Below are 19,784 nucleotides of genomic sequence, written 5' to 3'. Positions count from 1 at the left end.
CCATGACCGTCATCGAGCATCCGCGCCGGGTAGGGGTCATGGGAGGCACCTTTGACCCGATTCACCATGGTCACCTGGTGGCGGCCAGCGAGGTAGCCGCTAGATTTGATCTGGATCTGGTGGTGTTTGTCCCCACGGGAACATCCTGGCAGAAGGCAGAATGCGAGGTGTCGCATGCCGAGGATCGCTATCTGATGACGGTGATTGCCACCGCCTCTAACCCGCGGTTTAGCGTGAGTCGGGTAGACATTGATAGGCCAGGGGCAACTTATACCGTTGACACCCTGAAAGATCTGCAAGAGCAATATCCGGATGCGGAACTGTTTTTTATCACCGGTGCGGACGCTTTAGGTAACATTCTCACATGGAAAAACTGGGAGCAGGTTCTTGAGCTTGCCACGTTTGTGGGGGTCACGCGCCCCGGATACGTGCTTAAAGAGGACATGCTGCCACTGAAGTATCAAGAGCGTGTTGAGCTCATTGAGATTCCGGCCATGGCTATTTCTTCTACAGGGTGCAGGCGCCGTGCGCGTGAAGGCTTACCCGTGTGGTATCTGGTACCCGATGGAGTTGTGCAATACATAGCAAAACGCCGCTTGTATCATCCCGGTGGGGCGGACACATACCGTGACCCAACTCCGAAACCACGAACCAGTTAGCCAATCATGGCTATTACATGGAACAATTAGGCTCGATTTAGGAAAGGACCCCCTGTGACCGCAACCCAAGACACTATTCGCTTGGCTTCCAGTGCAGCACTTGCTGCAGATGAGAAACAAGCAACCAACATCGCAGTGATTGACGTCTCCGATGTCATGGCGATCAGTGAGGTATTTGTACTGGCTTCCGCAGACAATGAGCGCCAAGTGCGTGCCATCGTCGAGGAGATCGAGGACGTTCTCACTGCAGAAGGACACGAGCCAAAGCGTCGTGAAGGAAACCGCGAAAACCGCTGGGTACTTCTGGACTACGGCATGCTCGTGGTTCACGTCCAGCGCAACACCGAACGCGACTTCTACGGGCTTGATCGCCTCTACCAAGACTGCCCGCTTATTGAGGTCGAAGGTGTAGAGACGATGAGTCGTCCCGAAGAATGGGCCGATGACATCGATGTACGCAACGTAGAGTCTCTCGACGAGATCCCCCTCGCCGGTGAGGAACCCGCCGAAGAGGAGTTCTAGTCCCATGACCCGCCGTCTCATCCTGCTCCGCCACGGACAGACTGAATACAACGCGACGCGTCGCATGCAGGGGCACCTCGATACTGTGCTTTCCGATGCCGGTTGGTCGCAGGCTGAAGCGGCGGCGGACTTCCTAGCTACACTTCCCATCGGAAAAATCATTTCCTCGGATCTTGCGCGCGCTCGCGACACGGCTGCCGTGGTGGGCAAGCGTCTCGGCATCGACGTGACCACCGACCCTCGGCTTCGGGAAACTGATCTGGGAGAATGGCAAGCCAAAACTATCGACGAGGTGGATACCGATTATCCCGGTGCGCGCGCTATTTGGCGTCACGACGCCACCTGGGCGCCTCCCCGTGGGGAATCTCGACTTGATGTGGCACACCGGGCGCGCCCCGTTGTCGACGAGCTCATGCAGGACTACCACGAGTGGGATGATACAAGCGTGCTCATCGTGGCCCACGGTGGGACAATCAGCGCGTTGACCTGTCACCTCCTAGGCCTGGAGGTCGGCCAATACCCGATATTTTCGGGCCTGAATAACACCTGCTGGGCGCAGCTCACAGCACGCCCTGAGTTCAAAGACCCGCATACCGCGAGCCAAGAGGCGGAAGAAAAGGCCTATGCTTCCCAGCTGACAGCCCGTTTTACCCCAGAGACCGCAGCGCGTGCGCAATGGTATCTCGACGGCTGGAACATGGGCGTGAGCCTCGGGCGCATCAACGTTACTCCTTCATCACAACCGCAGTAGGGGGGTTGGTCGATGCCAGTCAGAATTATTACTGACTCCTCGTCTGGGCTGCCGCAAGACGTGATAGAGGAGTTGGGGATCACCGTCCTTGACCTCCACATCCTTCGTGGGGAATCAGAGGTATCAACGTCGGGGCTCACAGCCCTGGAGCTTGCCGCTGCCTACGCACGCCAACTGGAACGTGGTGGCGATGACGGCGTGGTTGCTCTGCATCTTTCTAAAGAGCTTTCTGCTACCTGGTCGGCTGCCGTTGCTGCTTCCGGCGTTTTCGATGGATTAGTCCGTGTGATCGATACCGGAACCGTTGGCATGGCCGTGGGCGCTGCTGCTATGGCTGCTGCCCGCATTGCTCTCGACGGAGCCTCTCTGGATGAATGTGAGGCCTTGGCGCGGGACACGCTCACGCGTTCTGAGACATGGCTTTACCTGCACCGAGTAGATGAGCTGCGCAAGTCGGGGCGTATTTCTGCAGCCACCGCAGTGGTATCTGCTGCGCTGGCTACCAAGCCCATTATGAAATTGCACAATGGGAAAATTGAGTTAGCGGTAAAAACGCGTACGCAGTCGAAGGCCTTTGCCAAGCTATCGTCTGTCATCGTGGAGCGCTGCGCAGACTATCCGGCGTTCGTGGCGATTCAGCACGCCGATGCAGAAGAAGCAGCACACAGCCTGGCAGAACAGCTGAGATTAGCTCTGCCTAGTGGGTCGAGTTTTATGATTACCACGCTCGATCGCAGCGTAGTGGTTCACTGTGGTGCAGGGGCTTTAGGGATTTCCGTTGTCTTCTCTGAGCATTCCACCCCGGCAGAAGACACAGATGATTCCGAACCTAATAAAAACTAAGCACACTGCATAGCGCCCCACGGAGTTATCCACAGCGAGAGCAGGTGGTGAGGGATTATCCACAGGCAGAGGCGCTTCTCACGCTAGACAGTGGCAGCCCGTAGCCCTCGGAGCTTAACGTGACCCCATGAAGCGGGTGCAGAAAAAGGCTATGGGGAGGCTGCGCGAACTCACACGTCCAACGGGGACTGAAGACGTGATGGACGTGGATTTTCCTCACGGGGTTCGATGGGAGATCAGTAAAAAGCACGCAGTGATATGGGCGATCATTCTGATCGTTGCGGTAGGGGCGATAACGTTGGCTCGTGGTGGGGGATCCACGGCTACAGACAAAGCTCTTAGACCTGCGGATCTTGCTGCAGATACCCGTATCCAACAACAAAGTGCGACCACGACAGCCGAGACGACGGTCGTGGTCGCAGTGGTTGGGGCGGTGGAAAAATCAGGGCTTTATACTCTGCCGGCCGGGGCACGCGTCGCTGACGCTCTCCGGTTGGCCACACCATACCCTGACTCGGATGTGCGTTCCTTGAATCAGGCACAAAAGCTTGTCGACGGCACCCAAATCACCGTTCCCGGCGCCGGCGAACTGCACGCCACGGTAGCGCCCGATGCGGTTGGGGCACCTGCGCAGGAAAATGGGAAAACATCTCTGAATAGTGCAACGGCAGAGCAACTGGCTCAGCTTCCCGGGGTCGGCGGGAAAACCGCCGAGGCGATCATCGCGCACCGCCAACGGATCGGTGGGTTTAAAGACATTGGCCAGTTGAAAGACGTGAAGGGGATAGGGCCCAGGAAATTTGAGGCTTTATCGGGGAACGTGATGTTATGACTGAGCTTCGGCTAGTTCCCACTGCAGTCGTGGCGTGGTTATGCACATTAGCTGTTCTGTGGAGCCGAACCCCGTGGTGGGGGTTAGCCATAGCAGCTATAGGTGCTGCAGTGGTGGTGCGCTGGGATCGTGGGCAGGCGATTGCTGTGGGAATTGGCGGGACGTCGATAAGCATAGGGTGCTGGCTGCGGGCCGTCGCGGCAGATACTGCCCAGTTTGGTAGGGAAATCACTGCAAGGGTGAGCACTACTGTGCAAGAAGTGCGTTCCGGGTGGCTGTTTCGCGCGCACGTTCCGGGGTTTCCCGAACCTATTCCAGTGCTGCTGCGAAAGCCAGTGGCGGGATTAACTCCGGGAACGGACATAACCATGACAGGCACAGCAACAACGAGCCGTTCTGTGGGGTTGGGGCGGACGTTTTTCTTTGCCGACGACATCACAGTGACGCATGGCCCAGATGGAATACATGCGATAAGTGCCCTTTTACGTACGCGTTTTAATGAGCGCGTGGCGGCGCTCGCTGATTCGCCATCGCAGGGCCTGATACCCGCCATGGTGATGGGGGATACATCGCTGCAAACCTTGGAAGAAAAACAGGAGTATATTGCGACAGGCCTTGCACACCTTTCCGCGGTGAGCGGGGGAAACGTTACTATTCTGACCACCACCGTTATGTCGCTTTTGGCAGTATGCGGTTGTAGTCCGCGTGTCCGCAGATGGGTTGCAGGCAGTGCGCTTATGGCTTTTGTCTGCGTTGTTGGCCCAGAACCTTCTGTGTTAAGGGCCTCCGTCATGGGTGGCGTGGGGCTTATTGCGGCGATGAACGCGTCAAGAACCCCACCGATTCATGCCCTGTGTCTTGCTATAGTCTGCCTCCTCCTCTGGGATCCCGGGCTAGCGGCGCACTATGGTTTCGCTCTTTCCGTAGGGGCGACCGCTGGAATTATCACTCTGTACCCCCTGATCTACCGGCCTTTGGCGCGCGCTAGTCTCCAGCGACAACGACCACAAGTGCATATCCCCGACATTATTGTGCGGTCGATAGCGGTTGCGATCGCCGCAGAACTCGTGACGGTTCCACTCGTAGCCATGATGGCGGGTCGCATTTCTGTGGTGTCTGTCCCCGCTAACGTTATCGCCGCACCCGTCGTGCCTCTCATTACCGTGATCGGGCTTGCAACCGTTGCACTCGTGTGGATTCCTCCCCTCGATTGGCCAGCGATTCAGCTTCTTGATCTGCTCGCCAGCTGGATCGGACTGGTTGCCCGCACCTGCTCCTCCTGGCGAGGATCAACGTTAGGTGTGCCCCTGCCAGAATCCACGCTGCTTGGCACCTGCTGGGTGATCGTGGTGGCGCTATGGGCTCTGCTGGCTTTCCAATCTCACAAGGCATGGCCGCTAGGCATTGCGTTACTCGTTGTCGGCCCTCTTATGGTGTACACCCCACGCGAAGTCGATTACCGCACCTTAAGAATCGTCGTGGTGGAAACCTCCGCCGATGCTGAGGCCGCCCCCACCGATGTTGATCTGATCCTGGTCAAAGAAAAAACGAAACCACACAAACGGCCCGTGATGCGTCGCGACGGCACGCCTGTCCTCTTTCCCCACGGGGACGGAAACGTGGCTTTGCTTATCGACGGCACCCAGAAAGCCTCCGACGGACGCTTCTGAGTAACAGCGCCCGGCTCTGTGGCACTATTGTCTGCGTGGGTACAACAGTGGGACCGGTCCATCTTGTTCTAGGCGACGACGAATTTCTAGCCGAACGCGCACGTCTGCGCATCATTGACAGCATCAAAGCTCAAGCCGGCGACGACATCACCGTGTCTTCTCTCCGGGCTGGCGAAGTTAACCAATCGGAACTCATCGACTTATTGAGCCCCTCCCTGTTTGGAGAGGACCGAATCATCGTGCTGAACAAAGCCGAAGAAGCCGGTAAAGAACCAACCCAGCTCATCCTCTCTGCAGCCGTCGACCCCGGTCCTGGTATTTATCTCATAATTGTGCACTCCGGCGGTGGTCGACAAAAAGCGACGATCCCCAAATTCAAAAAGATTGCTGAGGTTCATGAGGCCAACAAACTCAAACCCAGTGAACGCATCCCGTGGGTAAACGCGGAGTTTCGTGCACACGGAATTCGCCCCACTCCTGACGTCGTTCATGCTCTCTTAGAAGGCGTGGGCTCTAATCTACGAGAACTGGCATCCGCAATTAGCCAGCTGATAGCGGATAACAATGGCGAGATAACCGCCGCGAAGGTCCGTGACTACTACGTAGGAGTTGCCGAAGTCTCCGGTTTCGACGTGGCAGACCTGGCATGCTCAGGACAAACGCAGCGAGCAGTGGCAAGCGCGCGCCGGGCACTGCAATTGGGGGTTAGCCCTGTGGCGCTGGCGGCGGCATTGAGCTACAAGATCAGTGGAATCGCAAGGCTCTATTCCACTCGTGGACGGATTGATTCTGCGGGGCTTGCTCGACAATTGGGTATGGCGCCTTTTGTGGTTGAAAAGACGGCTAAAGTCGCGCGCGCATGGAATGGCGATGCGATTAGTCAAGCGGTCATCCTCATGGCTGACCTTGATGCGAGCCTCAAAGGACATGGTCCCAACGGGACCCTAGGTGGTGACCCGGATTTTGAAATAGAGAATGCAATCCGGCGCATCTCTGAGCTCGCCCGCTAAAGTATTGACCGTGAATGACAAATCTGTACCCGAAGACGTCCAAGAACTAGCATCCAAGCTTTTCGACATGGCCCGCAACGGCGATACCACCAATCTCGCCGCCTACATCGACAACGGTGTAGACCCCAACCTTACTAACCAAGACGGCAACAGCCTGCTGATGCTCGCTGCATACGCCGGGCACCATGAGACTCTCGACGCCCTCATCTCCCGTGGGGCAAACGTCAACCAGCTCAATGGCCGTGGGCAGTCTCCTCTTGCAGGTGCTGTATTCAAACAGGATATGACTGTGGTGGAAAAGCTACTCAACGCCGGTGCATTTCCCCACGAAGGACATCCGAATGCCATCGACACCGCCCGGATGTTCGGATTAGACGAGCTAGCCGCCACGCTTTCTAGCCATGGAGCTTAGCCAGCTCGGGACCTTGGTGCTCATCAGCCTCGTTGGCATGGTGACACCTGGCCCCGATATCTTTTTTGTTACCCGTCTGGCTACTAAGTCACGTCGACACGCGTATGCCGCAGTGTGCGGCATTACGATTGGCGTCACGATATGGCTTACGTTGACCGTGTTTGGCGCGACTGCATTATTGACGGCCTATCCCGCTATTTTGAGCACGATTCAGTTGGTAGGTGGCCTGTGGATTTTGTGGATGGGAAGCCGGTTGCTGTTGTCGGCGCGGGCGCAGTTTCGTGATGGTGGGGTTACGGTGGCCGCGAATCTTGACTCCCTCGTGGGGACTCCGGCGAGTTGTCTCCGACAGGGATTTTTCACAAATTTGTCTAACCCCAAGATTGTTCTCTATCTTGCGGCGATTATTGCGCCGTTTCTTCCCTCCGAACCGAGCATCGGTACGGCGCTGTTGGTCATCGTGACACTGGTGTTGTGCACCTTCGGTGGTTTTATGCTTTTAGCTACCGTGATTAGCACTAACGCGATGCGGGTGAAGCTTCTCAAGGCTGGCCCGTGGATAGATCTGGGCGCTGGCCTTTTCTTTATTTTCGCGGGCTGCGGTTTGGTTTTTACCGGAGCAACCTCGTTGTTCTAACCAACGCAGCGCATCGTCTTCTGTGTTTCCCCACGAGTAAGCGCCCGGTACCGTGAAGCAAAAACTTCAGATACCGGGCGCCTATTCGTGCGTAAAACTTAAGCCATCTTGTTCAGCGCGTGAGCCATGTTGGACTTCTTGTTTGCCGCGTTGTTGCGGTGGAAGACGCCCTTGGTCACGGACTTGTCCAGTGCGCGGGATGCGACGCGAAGCTGGGTCTCAGCTGCGGTCTTGTCGCCGGCAGCGACAGCCTCACGGAACTTGCGGATCTCGGTGCGAACAGCGGAACGGATGGTCTTGTTGCGCAGACGAGCCTTCTCGTTGGTGAGAACGCGCTTTTTCTGGGACTTGATGTTTGCCATGGCAATACCTCTTAATTTTCTGTTGAGCCTTTTGTTGGACTGCAGTGAGCTGGCACGCGAAGCGTGCTAGCCGATCTGTTCTCGCTATGAAAGCGGACCCAAGGTCCTGACCGCCTTGCGGGAACATCCACCAAAAGAGCATTAATGGACAACGAGCGGAAATCTTACCAGCTCGCGGAGAAGGGAACAAACCTTTTGACTGCAGCCCAAGGGAATGGCTACTGGAACGGTGGTGCAGAGGAAGCTACGTCGGGCAGCATAAAGGATATAAGGAATATAAGGATGGCAGTTATAGGTTTTCCGTGTTATTCCCAGCCAAATTCCCCACGAAGGCGGTTGGCGATGCGCTCAAAGCGCCTAGACGGCATGACCGCTCCTGAACGTCGAATATCGGCTTCTGGCACGGAGACGACTTTGTCTAGTCGTACCCAGCTTTGCCGCCCGGCTTCATCCCAGGGGCCGGCGCCGATGTCGAGCCAGTGGTCGTCGTTGTTGTGCGTTGGGTTGGGGGAGATGAGTAGGCCGAGAACTTTGGGTCCATGGCGCCCTACGACCACGATGGAGCGTTCGCGGAGTTTCTTAGGGGAGCTGTCGCTGGGGGCCCAGAACCATACGACCTCACCGGGGTCGACTTGTCCGTCCATGTTGGGGGCATAGAAGATGGTGCGCGCACATTCGCCGGAGGGGCGTACTTTGCAGGAGACGATGTCCATCCGGTGGAAGCGTCGGTGCTCGTGGTCGAGTCCAATTCGGTCGTTCAGTCTGTTGAGGCCGCGATCGAGTGGAATATCGGATTCGCGCGTGAGTATGGCGGCGAGTTTGCTTAGCCAGCGCATCTTCACTAGGTCTTTCATGCCCATGCTCCCATACCCTAGCCCTCACGTAGTGAGTTTGCATGTGTTGGGGACTTTTGCGGGGGCTGGCGCGTTGCGCTTTTGTGTGTGGGGGGCTGCTGAGATGCTAATGCTGCATTGTTCGAGTGTGGCGTGGGTCGGGTAGTGTTAGGGAGAATTCACAAGGAAAGGTACGAGTAGTAACGCCCATGGCCGACAAATTCGCGGAGACGACGTTTACGGATCCCTCGCAGATTCGAAACTTCTGCATCATCGCTCACATTGACCACGGTAAGTCCACCTTGGCGGACCGCATCTTGCAGCTGTCCAATGTTGTCGACGCCCGTGACATGCGTGACCAGTATCTGGACAACATGGATATCGAGCGCGAGCGTGGCATCACCATCAAGGCGCAGAACGTGCGCCTGCCGTGGATTCCTCGTTCTGGCCCGTTTGCCGATCAGCAGATCGTCATGCAGATGATCGACACTCCCGGCCACGTGGACTTTACCTACGAGGTCTCCCGCGCGCTTGAGGCCTGCGAGGGTGCGATTTTGCTTGTCGACGCCGCCCAGGGGATCGAAGCCCAAACGCTTGCGAACCTCTATCTAGCTATGGAAAAAGACCTGGAAATCATTCCAGTCTTGAACAAGATAGACCTGCCTGCTGCCGACCCCGAAAAGTACTCGCTGGAGATAGCCAACATCATTGGTTGCGAGCCCGAGGACGTTTTGCGGGTTTCCGGTAAGACCGGTGAAGGTGTAGCAGAGCTCTTGGACAAGGTTGCCGAGCTAGTTCCGGCCCCCACTACTGATTTTGGCTCGGAAGCACCCGCCCGTGCGATGATTTTCGACTCGGTCTATGACACCTACCGGGGCGTTGTTACGTACATCCGTATGATCGACGGCAAGCTGACCCCGCGCCAAAAGATCCAGATGATGTCTACCGGCGCAGTCCACGAACTGCTGGAAATCGGCATCGTTTCCCCCACACCTAAGAAATGCAAAGGTCTGGGCCCCGGCGAGGTGGGGTACCTGATCACCGGTGTGAAGGACGTGCGCCAATCCAAGGTGGGCGACACCGTTACGTGGGCCGTCCACGGGGCAGAAGAACCGCTGCAGGGGTATGAAGAACCGCGCCCCATGGTCTACTCCGGCCTTTTCCCGATTTCCCAGGCTGATTTCCCAGACCTGCGCGATGCTCTGGAAAAACTGCAGCTTAACGACGCCTCCCTTACCTATGAGCCCGAAACCTCCGTGGCTCTGGGCTTTGGCTTCCGGTGCGGCTTCCTCGGGCTTCTTCACATGGAGATCACGCGTGATCGGCTGCAGCGTGAGTTTGATCTTGACCTGATCTCCACGGCACCGTCGGTAAATTACCGTGTGGTCGCTGAAGACGGCGCAGAAACCCGTGTTCATAACCCTTCGGATTGGCCTGGCGGAAAGCTGCGTGAGGTTTATGAACCGATCGTGAAGACCACCATCATTGTTCCTTCAGATTTCGTGGGCACCACCATGGAGCTGTGCCAGACTAAGCGCGGAATCATGGGCGGCATGGATTATCTCTCCGAAGATCGCGTGGAGCTGCGCTACACCATGCCGTTGGGCGAGATCATCTTTGACTTCTTTGATCAGCTCAAGTCTCGCACTAAGGGCTACGCCTCCCTCAACTACGAGGAAGCAGGGGAGCAGATGGCAGACCTGGTCAAGGTAGACATCCTCTTGCAAGGCGAGCCGGTCGACGCATTTTCCGCCATCGTTCACCGAGATAATGCTCAGTGGTATGGCAACAAGATGACCAAGAAGCTCAAGGAGCTTATCCCTCGCCAGCAATTTGAGGTCCCCGTGCAGGCAGCAATTGGCTCCAAAGTGATCGCCCGCGAGAACATCCGTGCCCTGCGTAAGGACGTCCTCGCCAAGTGCTACGGCGGCGATATTTCCCGTAAGCGCAAGCTGCTGGAGAAGCAGAAAGCTGGTAAGAAGCGCATGAAGAACATCGGTTCGGTGTCTGTGCCTCAAGAAGCCTTCGTGGCAGCTTTGTCCACGGATGAGGGCTAAACACCGCTTGTAACACACACGAGTTCTCCCGATACATACCCCCTTGTGTCGGGAGAACTCGTTTATTATTCCCCACGGGGATAGTTTTTGAATCTATGGACATAGGATCACTAGCGGAATGGGCGGGAGCTTTGAGCGGCCTCGCGGCGCTGTTCGTCGCGGTTCAGGCGAATCGGCAGTCGAGAAAATCTGAGAAGTATGCTCGAGAGACGGAAAGCTTGAGCGTTGAGCTCAATAGGCAGATTCGTGAGGAACAACGGCAAACCGAGCTTGCTATGCACAAGCGTGAGCAAGAGCGGGATCACCGAGACATGGAACGCGATCGTCGTCTGATCGCAGGGGGATTACAGGCCTGGTGGGCTTACCGTGATCAACAAGACACGTGCCAGCAGTGGGGCGTTGTCGTATCTAATGAAGGCTCGCAGGTGTCGATCTTCTACAACGTACAAATCGACGTGGAGGTGCAGGGGATCACCACCCGGCCTTTGTGCATAAAAGTACTTCCACCAGGTCGTTATTTTGCTATCAATAGGTTTGAGCAGGGGTGGGAGCTTCCGGAGGAATGTGGGCCTTCGCAAACACACGCGCTGTTATCGAGCACTAGGCATCAAGTAGTGAGGATCAGCTTTCAGGATTCCTTGGGAAAGCGCTGGGTGTGGAATCCTCAGGAAGGTTTGAATCCGGGTTAGGAGCACACCTGCGTCTGCGCTAAGCTAGCCGGCGACAGAACTATTGAAAAGCGAATTACGTTCAATAGCGTCGGTGCGCCGTTGACGGGTCGCGCCGGGAAATAACCGCCCAGGCCCGTGAGGAGTAGACCGTGGAACGCGACCCCGCTGATCCGATTGTTAGTGTACGGGGTCTCACCATAGCAACAGCGTCTGGTGCGGTGCTGGTGAGCGTGGATAAGCTGGATATTTTTCTTGGCGATAAAGTTGCGATCACTGGTCGCAGCGGCTCAGGAAAAACTATGTTGTTGCGTGCGCTGTGTGGGGCGACTACGCCGGGGATTGTGGTCACAGGTGAGATGACGCGTGCGCGACGCACGGCTCTGATCATGCAGGATTCTTTGGGCTCGCTTAACCCACTGGTGCGCTGCGATAAGCAGGTGCGGCTCATGGCAACGTCCAAGCAGGTGGCAGAGCAGGCTTTGGCTAGCTGCGGTATCACCGGCGAGCTGGGGCATCGCTACCCATTGGAGTTATCGGGTGGTCAGCGCCAGCGCGTGGCGATCGCGGGAGCCCTTGCGTCGCACCCTGAGCTTTTGCTTGCCGACGAGCCAACCTCAGCACTCGATCCCATAGCCACCCTCGCTGTGATCGATGCACTGGAGGCATTCCACGAGGCCACAGGCGGTGCAGTAGTGATCTCCACTCATTCGCCGGGAGTGGCTAAGCGACTAGGCACCCGGCAGCTGCACGTTGCCGATGGAAAGGTAACACAGCTATGACCAGACGCGTTCTTGTAAAATTTTGCGAGGCTACCGTGGCTGGGCGCGTCGAAAAGCTATCTTTTGAGGTGAATGCAGGCGCGAAACTCGGAGTCATTGGGCCCTCGGGCGCCGGCAAAACCACGCTGATTTCCCTCATCACACAAATGATCGCCCCGGATTCCGGCAGTGTGAGCGTCGACGCGGCAGTGGTGGGATACATTCCTCAAGATCCTGGGTCCTCGTTGTGCCCACGGATGACAGTGGCCGAGTGCATCATCGAGCCGCAAGTGATTCGGCTTTGTGGGCAGGAGGGGAGCGCGGAAAAATTCAACCACCTCCGTGGGGAAATACCCGGTCTTTTGCAGGCGCTTGGTTTGGACCCGGCGGTAGCACAACGCAAGCCCAGGCAGCTCTCTGGTGGGCAGCGGCAACGCGTGGCGATCGCCCGTGCACTGCTGGGATCCCCTGAGCTCGTGATTGCAGACGAGGCGTTTTCAGCCTTGGACGGCGAGACCGCGCGTCTATTGCAGGCGCTGCTTGTGGAATCCGATGCAACAGTTATCTTTGTCTCCCACAATGTTGCTGCGCTGCGTGCCACGTGCAGTCAGCTTCTTGTGATGATCGGCGGAACGGTGCGCTACGCCGGGCCAGCCGATCACGTAAAAACAACCGACCCTGAAGTACAGGTATTTCTCCGCGCGGCTTTGGAGCTTGAACAGTGAAATTAACCAATCTTCCCATCCATATCTCCACACTGCTTGTCACCCAGATGCTCTTTAACATCGGCTTTTACTTAGTGGTCCCGTTTATCGCAGTTCAACTCTCAGAAAACCTTGGGGCTGCAGGCGCCGTGGTTGGCCTGGTTCTGGGGATTCGTACATTTAGCCAACAAGGGCTGTTCTTCCTAGGCGGCGGGCTTGCAGACACATGGGGTGCTGGTCCCATTTTGCTGGTGGGTGTTGCCATCCGAGTGTTGGGTTTTATCACCGTGGGCATGGCGACGGGCGTGGGCTCAATGACGCTCGGCGTGGTGCTCATTGGTTTCGCAGCAGCATTGTTCTCCCCGGCAGTGGAATCCATTTTTGCCTCTGAAGGCTTCACCCTGGAAAAACAGGGTGTGATTACACGTGCACGGTTGTTTGCCCTAGACGCGTCCTATTCCCGGGTGGGTTCGCTCACAGGGCCTTTGCTGGGAGCATTGCTGATCCCCCTAGGATTTTCCACGGTCTCGTTTGCCGGCGCCGCCATCTTTGCTGGCATCTTTGTGATGCACGCGTTGCTATGGCGCCGGTGGAACAAAAACACAATTCCCCACGGGGAGAGTGCGCCTTTGGGGATGGTCGCAGTATGGGCGAGCGTGATCACCAACAAGAAGTTCGTGGTCTTTGCGATTTTATATTCCACGTATCTGCTCGCATACAACCAGCAGTATCTTTCGCTGCCGGTGGAGCTTCGGCGCGCTACTGGCTCGGATAGCTCACTGGGCTGGTTTTTTGCTGGCGCTGCGATTTTTGTGATCGCGCTGCAAACGAGCGTGACCCGCTGGGCTGAAAAACAGCCTGCCAAGGTGGTCTTAGGTGGCGGCTTTGGGCTCATGGCTGCGAGCTTTGCTGTGGTTGGTGTGGCCGCCGGGATAGATATACACGGTTGGGCAGCGTACCTGCCAGCCGTGATCATGATGGTGCTGCTGCATACCGGAATCATGATCGCGGTCCCGATAGCCCGAGATCTTGTTGGCGACCTAGCCGGCAACGAGAACCTGGGCTCTTACTACGGATTCCTCAACAGCTTCGGTGGCCTGGCAGTTCTGCTGGGGTCTGTGGCCGTAGGGGCGACGCTGGACAAAGCGGAAATCACGCAGCCGGCGGCTGCAATCCCGTGGCTGACTATGACTGCACTGCTTGCCGTCTCGGCGGTGGGGCTTGCCAAACTTAAAGAACAAAAGAAAGTAGACGTTCAACAATGAAAATGAAGAAACTCGGATTGGCAGTTGCCACCCTGACCGTTGCCGCGACTCTGTCTGGCTGTTTCACCAACTCAGGCTCTGACTCTGCCGACGGACAAACCTTGCGCGTTGCCCTGCAGTTCAAGCCCGTCGCTGATTTCTCTCCGTTCTCGGACGATTCTGTGCTTAACCTGCGCATGGGCGTCGCGGAGACCCTGGTCACTCTTGACCAGAACGCCAAGATCAAGCCAGTACTTGCTGAGAAGTGGGAGATGAAAGACGACCGCACTGCCGTGCTTAGCCTGCGCCAGGGCGTGACATTCCACGATGGAAGCAAACTCGATGCAAAAGCGGTGAAGAATGCTCTCGACCACGCTCTTTCCGCAGCTACTCGACCAAAGGGCCTGGGCAAAGCAGACCTGAAAGTCGAGGCCACCGGCGAGCATGAGGTGACTGTCACGTCGCCTAAGGCTGACCCCATCTTGGTTCAGCGTTTCTCCGACCCCGGCACCGCTATCCTCGCCGAGGCCGCATATAAGGGGGAGAATCCCGACCCATTTGCCCACGGGACAGGGCCCTTCAAGCTGGTCAAGAAAGAAACCGACGGTTCCGTCACCGCTGAGGCCTTTGGCGACTACTGGAACGGCAAGCCCAAGACCTCCGCTCTAAAAGTCTCCTTCATCGAAGACGGCGCAGCTCGCGCCAATGCCTTCCGCGCTGGTGACCTCGACGTGGTCAAGGGTGTCCCCGTGGTCTCGCTGCCAGAGCTTTCCGACGCCCACATCACCGACGTCCATCTCCCACGCGCCGTGCTGCTGCACCTCAATGCTGAAAAGGGAGTGTTTGCAGACGCCCACCTGCGTGCTGCTGTGGCGGGCGCCATCAAGACCGAGCCTATCGTGGAGAAAATCTACGAGGGTAAAGCCAACAAGACGCAAGGCTCTCTCTTCAACCAGGACACCGAATGGGCTGCAGCTCAGAAGGCTAAACCGCTTGCATCGGAGGCACCTAAGGCCGACGCGAATCTCGGAGCAGGCAAGACTGTTCGCCTAGCCACCTGGGACTCTCGCGCCGAGCTCCCCGAAACTGCGAATCTCATTGCCGACCAGCTTCGTGCTTTGGGCTTTAACGTGGAGATCACGGTTGCCGACTACGGTTCCCTGGAAAAGCAGCTTCTCGACGGCTCCTTTGATGCCGTCATCGGCTCCCGCAACTATATGTTTGGTGCCGGTGACCCCCTCGCATTCCTAGAGACCGATTTCTCCTGCGAGGGTGCCTACAACCTGTCGCGCCTCTGCGACCCGAAGATCGACAAAGACATTGCTGACGCTAAGGGCGAAAAAGACCTCAACACCCGCCTCCAGAGCGCCGCATCCATCGGTGCAGACGTGGTCTCCACCGGCGCCGTCGTTCCGCTGGCCCACGAGCAGCTGCTGATCGCTTCCAAAAACGTAGAGGGTCTGTCCACCGACCCCATGGAACGTTCCCTGATCACAGAAAAGACGGAACTTTCCGCTAAGAAGTAACCCACATGAGATCGACTCGCCTTCGCGCACGCACGCTCACCACGGTGGGCATTGCCGTAACCACATATCTGCTAGCCCTCGTAGCCACCGCCTTATTGCCGTGGTTCACGGGGCGCGAGCCGGCCTTTGCCGTTCTCCGAGCCCGCGAACGCGAACGCGAGGCAACTCCCGAGTTGCTGCAAGCGATTCGGGATGAATTCGATCTTCCGCAGACTCCGTGGGAATCTGTGTCGCGGTGGTTTGCTGGCCTCTTCCGTGGGGAATTTGGGGTTTCGTGGACCAACCCTGCGCAGGACGCATGGCAGCAGGCCACTCACGGATTAGGAATTACAGCCACCCTCACTTTTGTCTCCACGATGCTGTGTTTGGCGGTGGCCCTCATGATCGTGGGGCCACGCCTGGCCGGGGCCGCTCGCGGTAAAAGCGCTGGGGTGGCAGCGCCCCAAGTGTTGGCAGCGCTGGCGGCGCTTCCAGACTTTGTTGTCGCTGTGATCGTGTTGTGGTTTTTTGCCTTGACTCTGCACGTGCTACCCGTGGGCGGATGGTCGTCGCCGGCACATATGGTGTTGCCGTCGTTAGCCCTGGGAGTATGCGCTGGCGGTGTCTATGGGCGAGTCCTATTGATTTCCGCTGATTCCGCGATGCAAGAAACCTGGGTGGAGTCCTGGCGGATTAATGGCGTGGCGTCTTCTCGTATTGTCCGCCAGCTACTGTGGCGTTCATGGGTGCCCACGATTCCTCTGCTCACCCTTTTCTTTGCTGGCACTCTTGCGAGCACCGCAGCCGTTGAGGTCACCTTTAATATTCCTGGTTTTGGCCGCACCGTGGTGGACTCCGCACTAAATTCCGATCTTCCTGTGCTGCAAGCTGCGGTGTTTGTGGTGCTTGTTGTCGGCGCAGTGAGCGGCATCGTGGCGAATGGGCTGCGTCGCTTCATCTTGCGACGTCTGGAAAGCGACGTGGCTGGGGTGTCGTTAAGCACAGGCGTGAACGCAGGGACCAGCGCGATGTTCGATCGCATCAGCCTTGTTGTGGCGTTGCTTCCGCTTATCGCAGTGGGCGTAGGCGTTGTACGTAGCGGTGCGATTAACACCGACGATCGCTTTGCTGGGTATTCCCTCAGCCATCCGCTGGGAGCGGATCAGCTCGGCCGCGACATCTGGGCCAGGCTTGCCGACGGCTTTGCCTATTCCGTAGGAGTCGCCATCGCAGTGACCGCCGCCTGTGCGCTCATCGGGCTGATCGCTGGGCATGTGGGGTCGTGGATGCTGCACATCGGAGATGCTCTCAACGCTTTTCCTGCCGTCCTCCTCGGCCTCATTCTGGCAGGTGTCCTGGGTCCTTCCACCACCACGGCTGCAGTTGCAGTGCTAGCCGTTGGATGGATTCCGCTGGCCGCTCACTGTGCAGCGGTGGTGCAAGAAGCCAAAGCCAGCGGGCATTATCGTTTCGCCGCGACGATGGGAGCCACCCGCTGGCATCTGCTGCGTCACCATGTTGTGCCGTGGACTGCGCCGGCAGTAATCCGCCACTCCGTGGGGAGAATAGCTCACAATGCGATCTCGCTGGCGGCGTTGGGATACTTAGGCGTGGGGGCCAGCGTCGGAAGCCCTGATTGGGGCGTGATCCTGGAAGAATCTACGCGTTATCTAGAACGAGCTCCGTGGATGGCGTTGGGGCCGATGGTGTGCCTCGTGTGTTTGGGAGTTGTGGCGGCTGTGGCAACCGATACTTTTGAGCGGAAGCGGTGATCACACGCCTTTATCCGCTGTCTGCCCATGAATGCGCGCAAAAAGCTCGGCAGAAGAGGGCGCGTTGAGGACGGCACTGTTGTGCCCGTTTTCCAGGACGATGACGCGATCGGCGGAAGCCGCAATGTCGAGATCATGGGTGACCATGACTAAAGATGTGCCTGCCGACGTGACCCCGCGGAGCAGGTCCATCACGGTGTTCCTACCCACTGACAAGCTTATCTACGCAACATTGTCGCTTTTGAGAACGCTAAAAATTGCGTCCTGGGGTTTTGTAGGGTGCGTACGCGCTAGCGTTCTCAAAAGCGACAAACAGGTGAGGGGAAGAGGATGGAACTCGGCAAAGGGGAGGAGAACGCTGCGCAGTTTCCCCACGGGGGTAAAGCTGAATTTTAAAAAATCGCAGCAAATCCCTATTTATTCAAAATAGACAGAATTGTCTTTAAAATCCTTGTAGTTCTAGACGGATAGGTCTAGCGTGTGTGGGGTACGCAACCCAGACCAAAGGAATATCCCCTCATGATTGCAACAGGTCTTCTCCTTGGCGCAGTGCTCGGCGTTGTTTTGCAGCGTGGTCGCTTCTGTGTCACTGGAATGCTCAGAGATATTTATCTTTTAAAAACGTGGCGTGGCTTTGTTGCGCTTCTTATTGTGATTTCCGTGCACGCGGTGGGCTTATCGGGGCTACGCACGCTCGGTGTTATTACCACTCCAGTGGATGCGTTCGCGCCTCTTGCCGTTGTTATAGGTGGCTTTATTTTCGGTATCGGCATCGTGTTGGCCGGTGGTTGTGCCTCCGGGACGTGGTATCGCTCAGGAGAAGGATTGGTTGGATCCTGGTTTGCGCTGCTCTTCTACGGCATATCGGCTGCTGCGATGAAGACCGGAATTCTCCACGGGGGAGCGGCCTGGCTCAAAGGATTTACCATAAACGCAACCACCATCCCTGATACGTTTGGGCTCTCCCCGTGGTGGTTCGCGATTGGGCTTTCGCTGCTTACGGCATATTCGGTGTGGTATTACCGCAGCAAAGACGGGGCGAACGTGGCCACGTTGGGGCGCACTGGATGGAAGCGCCCGCTGAGTCTGAACACGGCTGGTCTCCTCGTGGGGATTCTCGGGGTGATTGCATGGCCGCTGTCGGCTGTTACTGGGCGTAACGACGGCCTCGGCATCACCACCCCAACAGCACACTTGACCAGCTGGCTCACCACGGGCGACGCAAAATTCCTGAATTGGGGGACGCTGCTTGTTGTGGGAATCCTTGTAGGGTCGTTTGCCTCAGCAAAGGCCACGGGTGAGTTTCGGGTGCGGGTGCCGGATGCGACAACCTCGATACGCTCGATCGCAGGTGGCACGCTCATGGGCATAGGCGCGGCGCTTGCCGGCGGATGCACCGTGGGCAATGGTATGGTACAGACCAGTCTGTTTAGTTATCAGGGGTGGGTAGCGCTGCTGTTCATCGGTCTAGGTGTTGCCGCTGCTGCGAAGATATGGCTCAAGCCTACGCAGAAAACTCGTGTGAACAGCGCCTTTGAGGTGGCGCCGGCGGGGGTGAAGGTGGGCGTCGATAAGCAAGGATTGCGCGCAGTCGCACCGGGCACATACGTGATAGACACGCTGGGCGCGGTGTGCCCGTTCCCGCTTATCGACGCAAAAACCGCCATCAACCAGCTCAGCGACGGGGAAGCGCTCGTCATTGACTTCGACTGCACCCAAGCCACCGAAACCATTCCACGCTGGGCCGCCGACGACGGCCACGCCGTCACCGATTTCCATGAGGTCGGCAGCGCCGGATGGCAGATCACCGTGGTGAAACACGGCGCCCTCCTGCGCACCTAACCCAGATATTCCCCACGGGGGCCAAACAGCGCGCTGCCTACCCGCACGCTCGTTGCGCCCTCCTCGATTGCCCATTCAAAGTCGCCGGACATGCCCATCGATAATTCGGTTGCGGTGGGAAAGTCCGGCTGGAGGGTATCGCGAAGCTCACGCAGCTGCACAAATGACGACCTCACAATGGCTTCCTCGGGGGAATTCTGAGCCATCGTCATCAGCCCGCGTACGTGGAGGCGGTCATAGTCGGCTAGCTGCCCTAAAAACTCCGCAGCCTCGGCCGGAGCAATGCCGCCTTTCTGTACCTCCCCGGAGGTATTGACCTGTACAAATACTTCTAACGTGCGGTCTGCGGACTCTAGCCTTCGCTGCAACGCCTCCGCCAGACGTATCGAATCCAACGCATGGAACTCCTGCGCCCACGCCGCCACTTCCTTGGCCTTATTGCGCTGCAGCCGGCCAATCGCGCACCACGTCACTCCCGACACCTCGCTGGCCTTAGCCGAAAGCTCCTGCGGCCTATTTTCTCCCAGCACCGTCATCCCGGCAGCCACTGCATCTCGTACGGTTTCCACCGGGTGAGTCTTGGTCACCGCGATAAGACGGACCTCTGCGGCGTCGCGGCCGGCGCGCTCGGCAGAATTGGCGATTCTTTCCAGGACGGCCTCGTGGGCGAGGCGGAGAGCTTCCACGTTTTCCATGCCCC

Annotated in this window: 20 protein-coding genes and 1 pseudogene; 17 read left to right on the top strand and 4 right to left on the bottom strand. The window is 57.5% G+C overall.

Translation table 11 applies throughout. The annotated features are described in order from the left end of the window. The first annotated feature begins 2 nt into the window (after window positions 1–2). The 9 genes from nadD to CKV68_RS03665 all read left to right on the top strand — a co-directional run bounded on the left by nadD (window position 3) and on the right by CKV68_RS03665 (window position 7,336). The gene (nadD, locus tag CKV68_RS03705) at window positions 3–659 is read left to right on the top strand and encodes a nicotinate-nucleotide adenylyltransferase (RefSeq protein ID WP_013912088.1); all 657 of its coding nucleotides are present in this window, start codon (window positions 3–5) and stop codon (window positions 657–659) included. 54 nt (window positions 660–713) lie between these two features. Next, entirely contained in the window at window positions 714–1,181 is a 468-nt protein-coding gene (gene rsfS, locus CKV68_RS03700; RefSeq protein ID WP_014526115.1) for a ribosome silencing factor, read from the top strand. 4 nt (window positions 1,182–1,185) lie between these two features. Then, window positions 1,186–1,932: a histidine phosphatase family protein gene (locus tag CKV68_RS03695; protein ID WP_095075620.1), complete on the top strand. Its 747-nt coding sequence runs from the start codon at window positions 1,186–1,188 to the stop codon at window positions 1,930–1,932. Window positions 1,933–1,944: 12 nt separating this feature from the next. After that, the gene (locus tag CKV68_RS03690) at window positions 1,945–2,775 is read left to right on the top strand and encodes a DegV family protein (protein WP_095075619.1); all 831 of its coding nucleotides are present in this window, start codon (window positions 1,945–1,947) and stop codon (window positions 2,773–2,775) included. Between the two features lie 151 nt (window positions 2,776–2,926). Then, window positions 2,927–3,607, top strand: a complete 681-nt coding sequence (locus CKV68_RS11480; RefSeq protein ID WP_095076223.1) for a ComEA family DNA-binding protein — start codon at window positions 2,927–2,929, stop codon at window positions 3,605–3,607. Beyond that, window positions 3,604–5,277: a ComEC/Rec2 family competence protein gene (locus tag CKV68_RS03680; protein ID WP_095075618.1), complete on the top strand. Its 1,674-nt coding sequence runs from the start codon at window positions 3,604–3,606 to the stop codon at window positions 5,275–5,277. Before CKV68_RS11480 ends, CKV68_RS03680 begins: the two co-directional genes overlap by 4 nt. A 47-nt stretch (window positions 5,278–5,324) precedes the next feature. After that, the gene (gene holA, locus CKV68_RS03675; RefSeq protein ID WP_014526110.1) at window positions 5,325–6,287 is read left to right on the top strand and encodes a DNA polymerase III subunit delta; all 963 of its coding nucleotides are present in this window, start codon (window positions 5,325–5,327) and stop codon (window positions 6,285–6,287) included. Between the two features lie 10 nt (window positions 6,288–6,297). Beyond that, window positions 6,298–6,699 (top strand): ankyrin repeat domain-containing protein, encoded by a 402-nt coding sequence (locus tag CKV68_RS03670; protein WP_029974890.1) that lies wholly within the window; start codon window positions 6,298–6,300, stop codon window positions 6,697–6,699. Further along, entirely contained in the window at window positions 6,689–7,336 is a 648-nt protein-coding gene (locus CKV68_RS03665) for a LysE family translocator (protein WP_013912080.1), read from the top strand. The genes CKV68_RS03670 and CKV68_RS03665 overlap by 11 nt, the downstream gene beginning before the upstream one ends. A gap of 98 nt (window positions 7,337–7,434) precedes the next feature. Here CKV68_RS03665 and rpsT read toward each other — a convergent pair whose 3' ends face one another. Beyond that, window positions 7,435–7,698: a 30S ribosomal protein S20 gene (rpsT, locus tag CKV68_RS03660; RefSeq protein WP_013242430.1), complete on the bottom strand. Its 264-nt coding sequence runs from the start codon at window positions 7,696–7,698 to the stop codon at window positions 7,435–7,437. A gap of 305 nt (window positions 7,699–8,003) precedes the next feature. Further along, entirely contained in the window at window positions 8,004–8,558 is a 555-nt protein-coding gene (locus CKV68_RS03655; RefSeq protein ID WP_013912079.1) for a type II toxin-antitoxin system PemK/MazF family toxin, read from the bottom strand. Window positions 8,559–8,740: 182 nt separating this feature from the next. Here CKV68_RS03655 and lepA point away from each other — a divergent pair, with 182 nt between their 5' ends. The 7 genes from lepA to CKV68_RS03620 all read left to right on the top strand — a co-directional run bounded on the left by lepA (window position 8,741) and on the right by CKV68_RS03620 (window position 17,242). Further along, the gene (lepA, locus tag CKV68_RS03650; RefSeq protein WP_013912078.1) at window positions 8,741–10,588 is read left to right on the top strand and encodes a translation elongation factor 4; all 1,848 of its coding nucleotides are present in this window, start codon (window positions 8,741–8,743) and stop codon (window positions 10,586–10,588) included. A 95-nt stretch (window positions 10,589–10,683) separates the two neighbouring features. Further along, complete coding sequence (locus CKV68_RS03645) at window positions 10,684–11,277, top strand: hypothetical protein (protein ID WP_095075617.1); 594 nt, start codon at window positions 10,684–10,686, stop codon at window positions 11,275–11,277. 131 nt (window positions 11,278–11,408) lie between these two features. Next, the gene (locus tag CKV68_RS03640) at window positions 11,409–12,038 is read left to right on the top strand and encodes an ATP-binding cassette domain-containing protein (protein WP_029974895.1); all 630 of its coding nucleotides are present in this window, start codon (window positions 11,409–11,411) and stop codon (window positions 12,036–12,038) included. Next, window positions 12,035–12,742, top strand: coding sequence for an ATP-binding cassette domain-containing protein (locus CKV68_RS03635; RefSeq protein WP_095075616.1), 708 nt, complete (start codon window positions 12,035–12,037; stop codon window positions 12,740–12,742). The genes CKV68_RS03640 and CKV68_RS03635 overlap by 4 nt, the downstream gene beginning before the upstream one ends. After that, complete coding sequence (locus CKV68_RS03630) at window positions 12,739–13,986, top strand: MFS transporter (protein ID WP_013912013.1); 1,248 nt, start codon at window positions 12,739–12,741, stop codon at window positions 13,984–13,986. The genes CKV68_RS03635 and CKV68_RS03630 overlap by 4 nt, the downstream gene beginning before the upstream one ends. Beyond that, window positions 13,983–15,491, top strand: a complete 1,509-nt coding sequence (locus CKV68_RS03625; protein ID WP_095075615.1) for an ABC transporter substrate-binding protein — start codon at window positions 13,983–13,985, stop codon at window positions 15,489–15,491. The genes CKV68_RS03630 and CKV68_RS03625 overlap by 4 nt, the downstream gene beginning before the upstream one ends. Window positions 15,492–15,496: 5 nt before the next feature. Next, window positions 15,497–17,242 carry an ABC transporter permease subunit gene (locus tag CKV68_RS03620; protein WP_095075614.1) on the top strand — a complete coding sequence of 582 codons (1,746 nt, stop codon included), beginning with the start codon at window positions 15,497–15,499 and terminating at the stop codon, window positions 17,240–17,242. On the opposite strand, the pseudogene CKV68_RS11230 reads toward CKV68_RS03620, so the two are convergent. Continuing rightward, window positions 17,243–17,404: pseudogene (locus tag CKV68_RS11230) on the bottom strand (ABC transporter ATP-binding protein); the annotation flags it as partial. A gap of 357 nt (window positions 17,405–17,761) precedes the next feature. Between CKV68_RS11230 and CKV68_RS03610 the strand changes: the two are divergent. After that, entirely contained in the window at window positions 17,762–19,084 is a 1,323-nt protein-coding gene (locus tag CKV68_RS03610; protein ID WP_095075613.1) for a YeeE/YedE thiosulfate transporter family protein, read from the top strand. Here the strand turns inward: CKV68_RS03610 and CKV68_RS03605 are convergent. Next, window positions 19,081–19,779, bottom strand: coding sequence for a YggS family pyridoxal phosphate-dependent enzyme (locus tag CKV68_RS03605; protein WP_013912008.1), 699 nt, complete (start codon window positions 19,777–19,779; stop codon window positions 19,081–19,083). The genes CKV68_RS03610 and CKV68_RS03605 overlap by 4 nt on opposite strands. Window positions 19,780–19,784 lie beyond the last annotated feature (5 nt).

The organism is Corynebacterium ulcerans, from assembly GCF_900187135.1.
Lineage (GTDB): Bacteria > Actinomycetota > Actinomycetes > Mycobacteriales > Mycobacteriaceae > Corynebacterium > Corynebacterium ulcerans.
The sequence above is the reverse complement of the archived record's forward strand: the minus strand, read 5'-3'. Positions and strand labels throughout refer to the sequence as shown.

Coding starts and splice junctions, on each gene's coding strand:
- nadD (WP_013912088.1), top strand. CDS start 3: ATGACCGTCATCGAGCATCCGCGCCGGGTAGGGGTCATGGGAGGCACC.
- CKV68_RS03695 (WP_095075620.1), top strand. CDS start 1,186: ATGACCCGCCGTCTCATCCTGCTCCGCCACGGACAGACTGAATACAAC.
- CKV68_RS03690 (WP_095075619.1), top strand. CDS start 1,945: ATGCCAGTCAGAATTATTACTGACTCCTCGTCTGGGCTGCCGCAAGAC.
- CKV68_RS11480 (WP_095076223.1), top strand. CDS start 2,927: ATGGGGAGGCTGCGCGAACTCACACGTCCAACGGGGACTGAAGACGTG.
- CKV68_RS03680 (WP_095075618.1), top strand. CDS start 3,604: ATGACTGAGCTTCGGCTAGTTCCCACTGCAGTCGTGGCGTGGTTATGC.
- CKV68_RS03665 (WP_013912080.1), top strand. CDS start 6,689: ATGGAGCTTAGCCAGCTCGGGACCTTGGTGCTCATCAGCCTCGTTGGC.
- rpsT (WP_013242430.1), bottom strand. CDS start 7,698: ATGGCAAACATCAAGTCCCAGAAAAAGCGCGTTCTCACCAACGAGAAG.
- CKV68_RS03655 (WP_013912079.1), bottom strand. CDS start 8,558: ATGGGCATGAAAGACCTAGTGAAGATGCGCTGGCTAAGCAAACTCGCC.
- lepA (WP_013912078.1), top strand. CDS start 8,741: ATGGCCGACAAATTCGCGGAGACGACGTTTACGGATCCCTCGCAGATT.
- CKV68_RS03645 (WP_095075617.1), top strand. CDS start 10,684: ATGGACATAGGATCACTAGCGGAATGGGCGGGAGCTTTGAGCGGCCTC.
- CKV68_RS03635 (WP_095075616.1), top strand. CDS start 12,035: ATGACCAGACGCGTTCTTGTAAAATTTTGCGAGGCTACCGTGGCTGGG.
- CKV68_RS03625 (WP_095075615.1), top strand. CDS start 13,983: ATGAAAATGAAGAAACTCGGATTGGCAGTTGCCACCCTGACCGTTGCC.
- CKV68_RS03620 (WP_095075614.1), top strand. CDS start 15,497: ATGAGATCGACTCGCCTTCGCGCACGCACGCTCACCACGGTGGGCATT.
- CKV68_RS03610 (WP_095075613.1), top strand. CDS start 17,762: ATGATTGCAACAGGTCTTCTCCTTGGCGCAGTGCTCGGCGTTGTTTTG.
- CKV68_RS03605 (WP_013912008.1), bottom strand. CDS start 19,779: ATGGAAAACGTGGAAGCTCTCCGCCTCGCCCACGAGGCCGTCCTGGAA.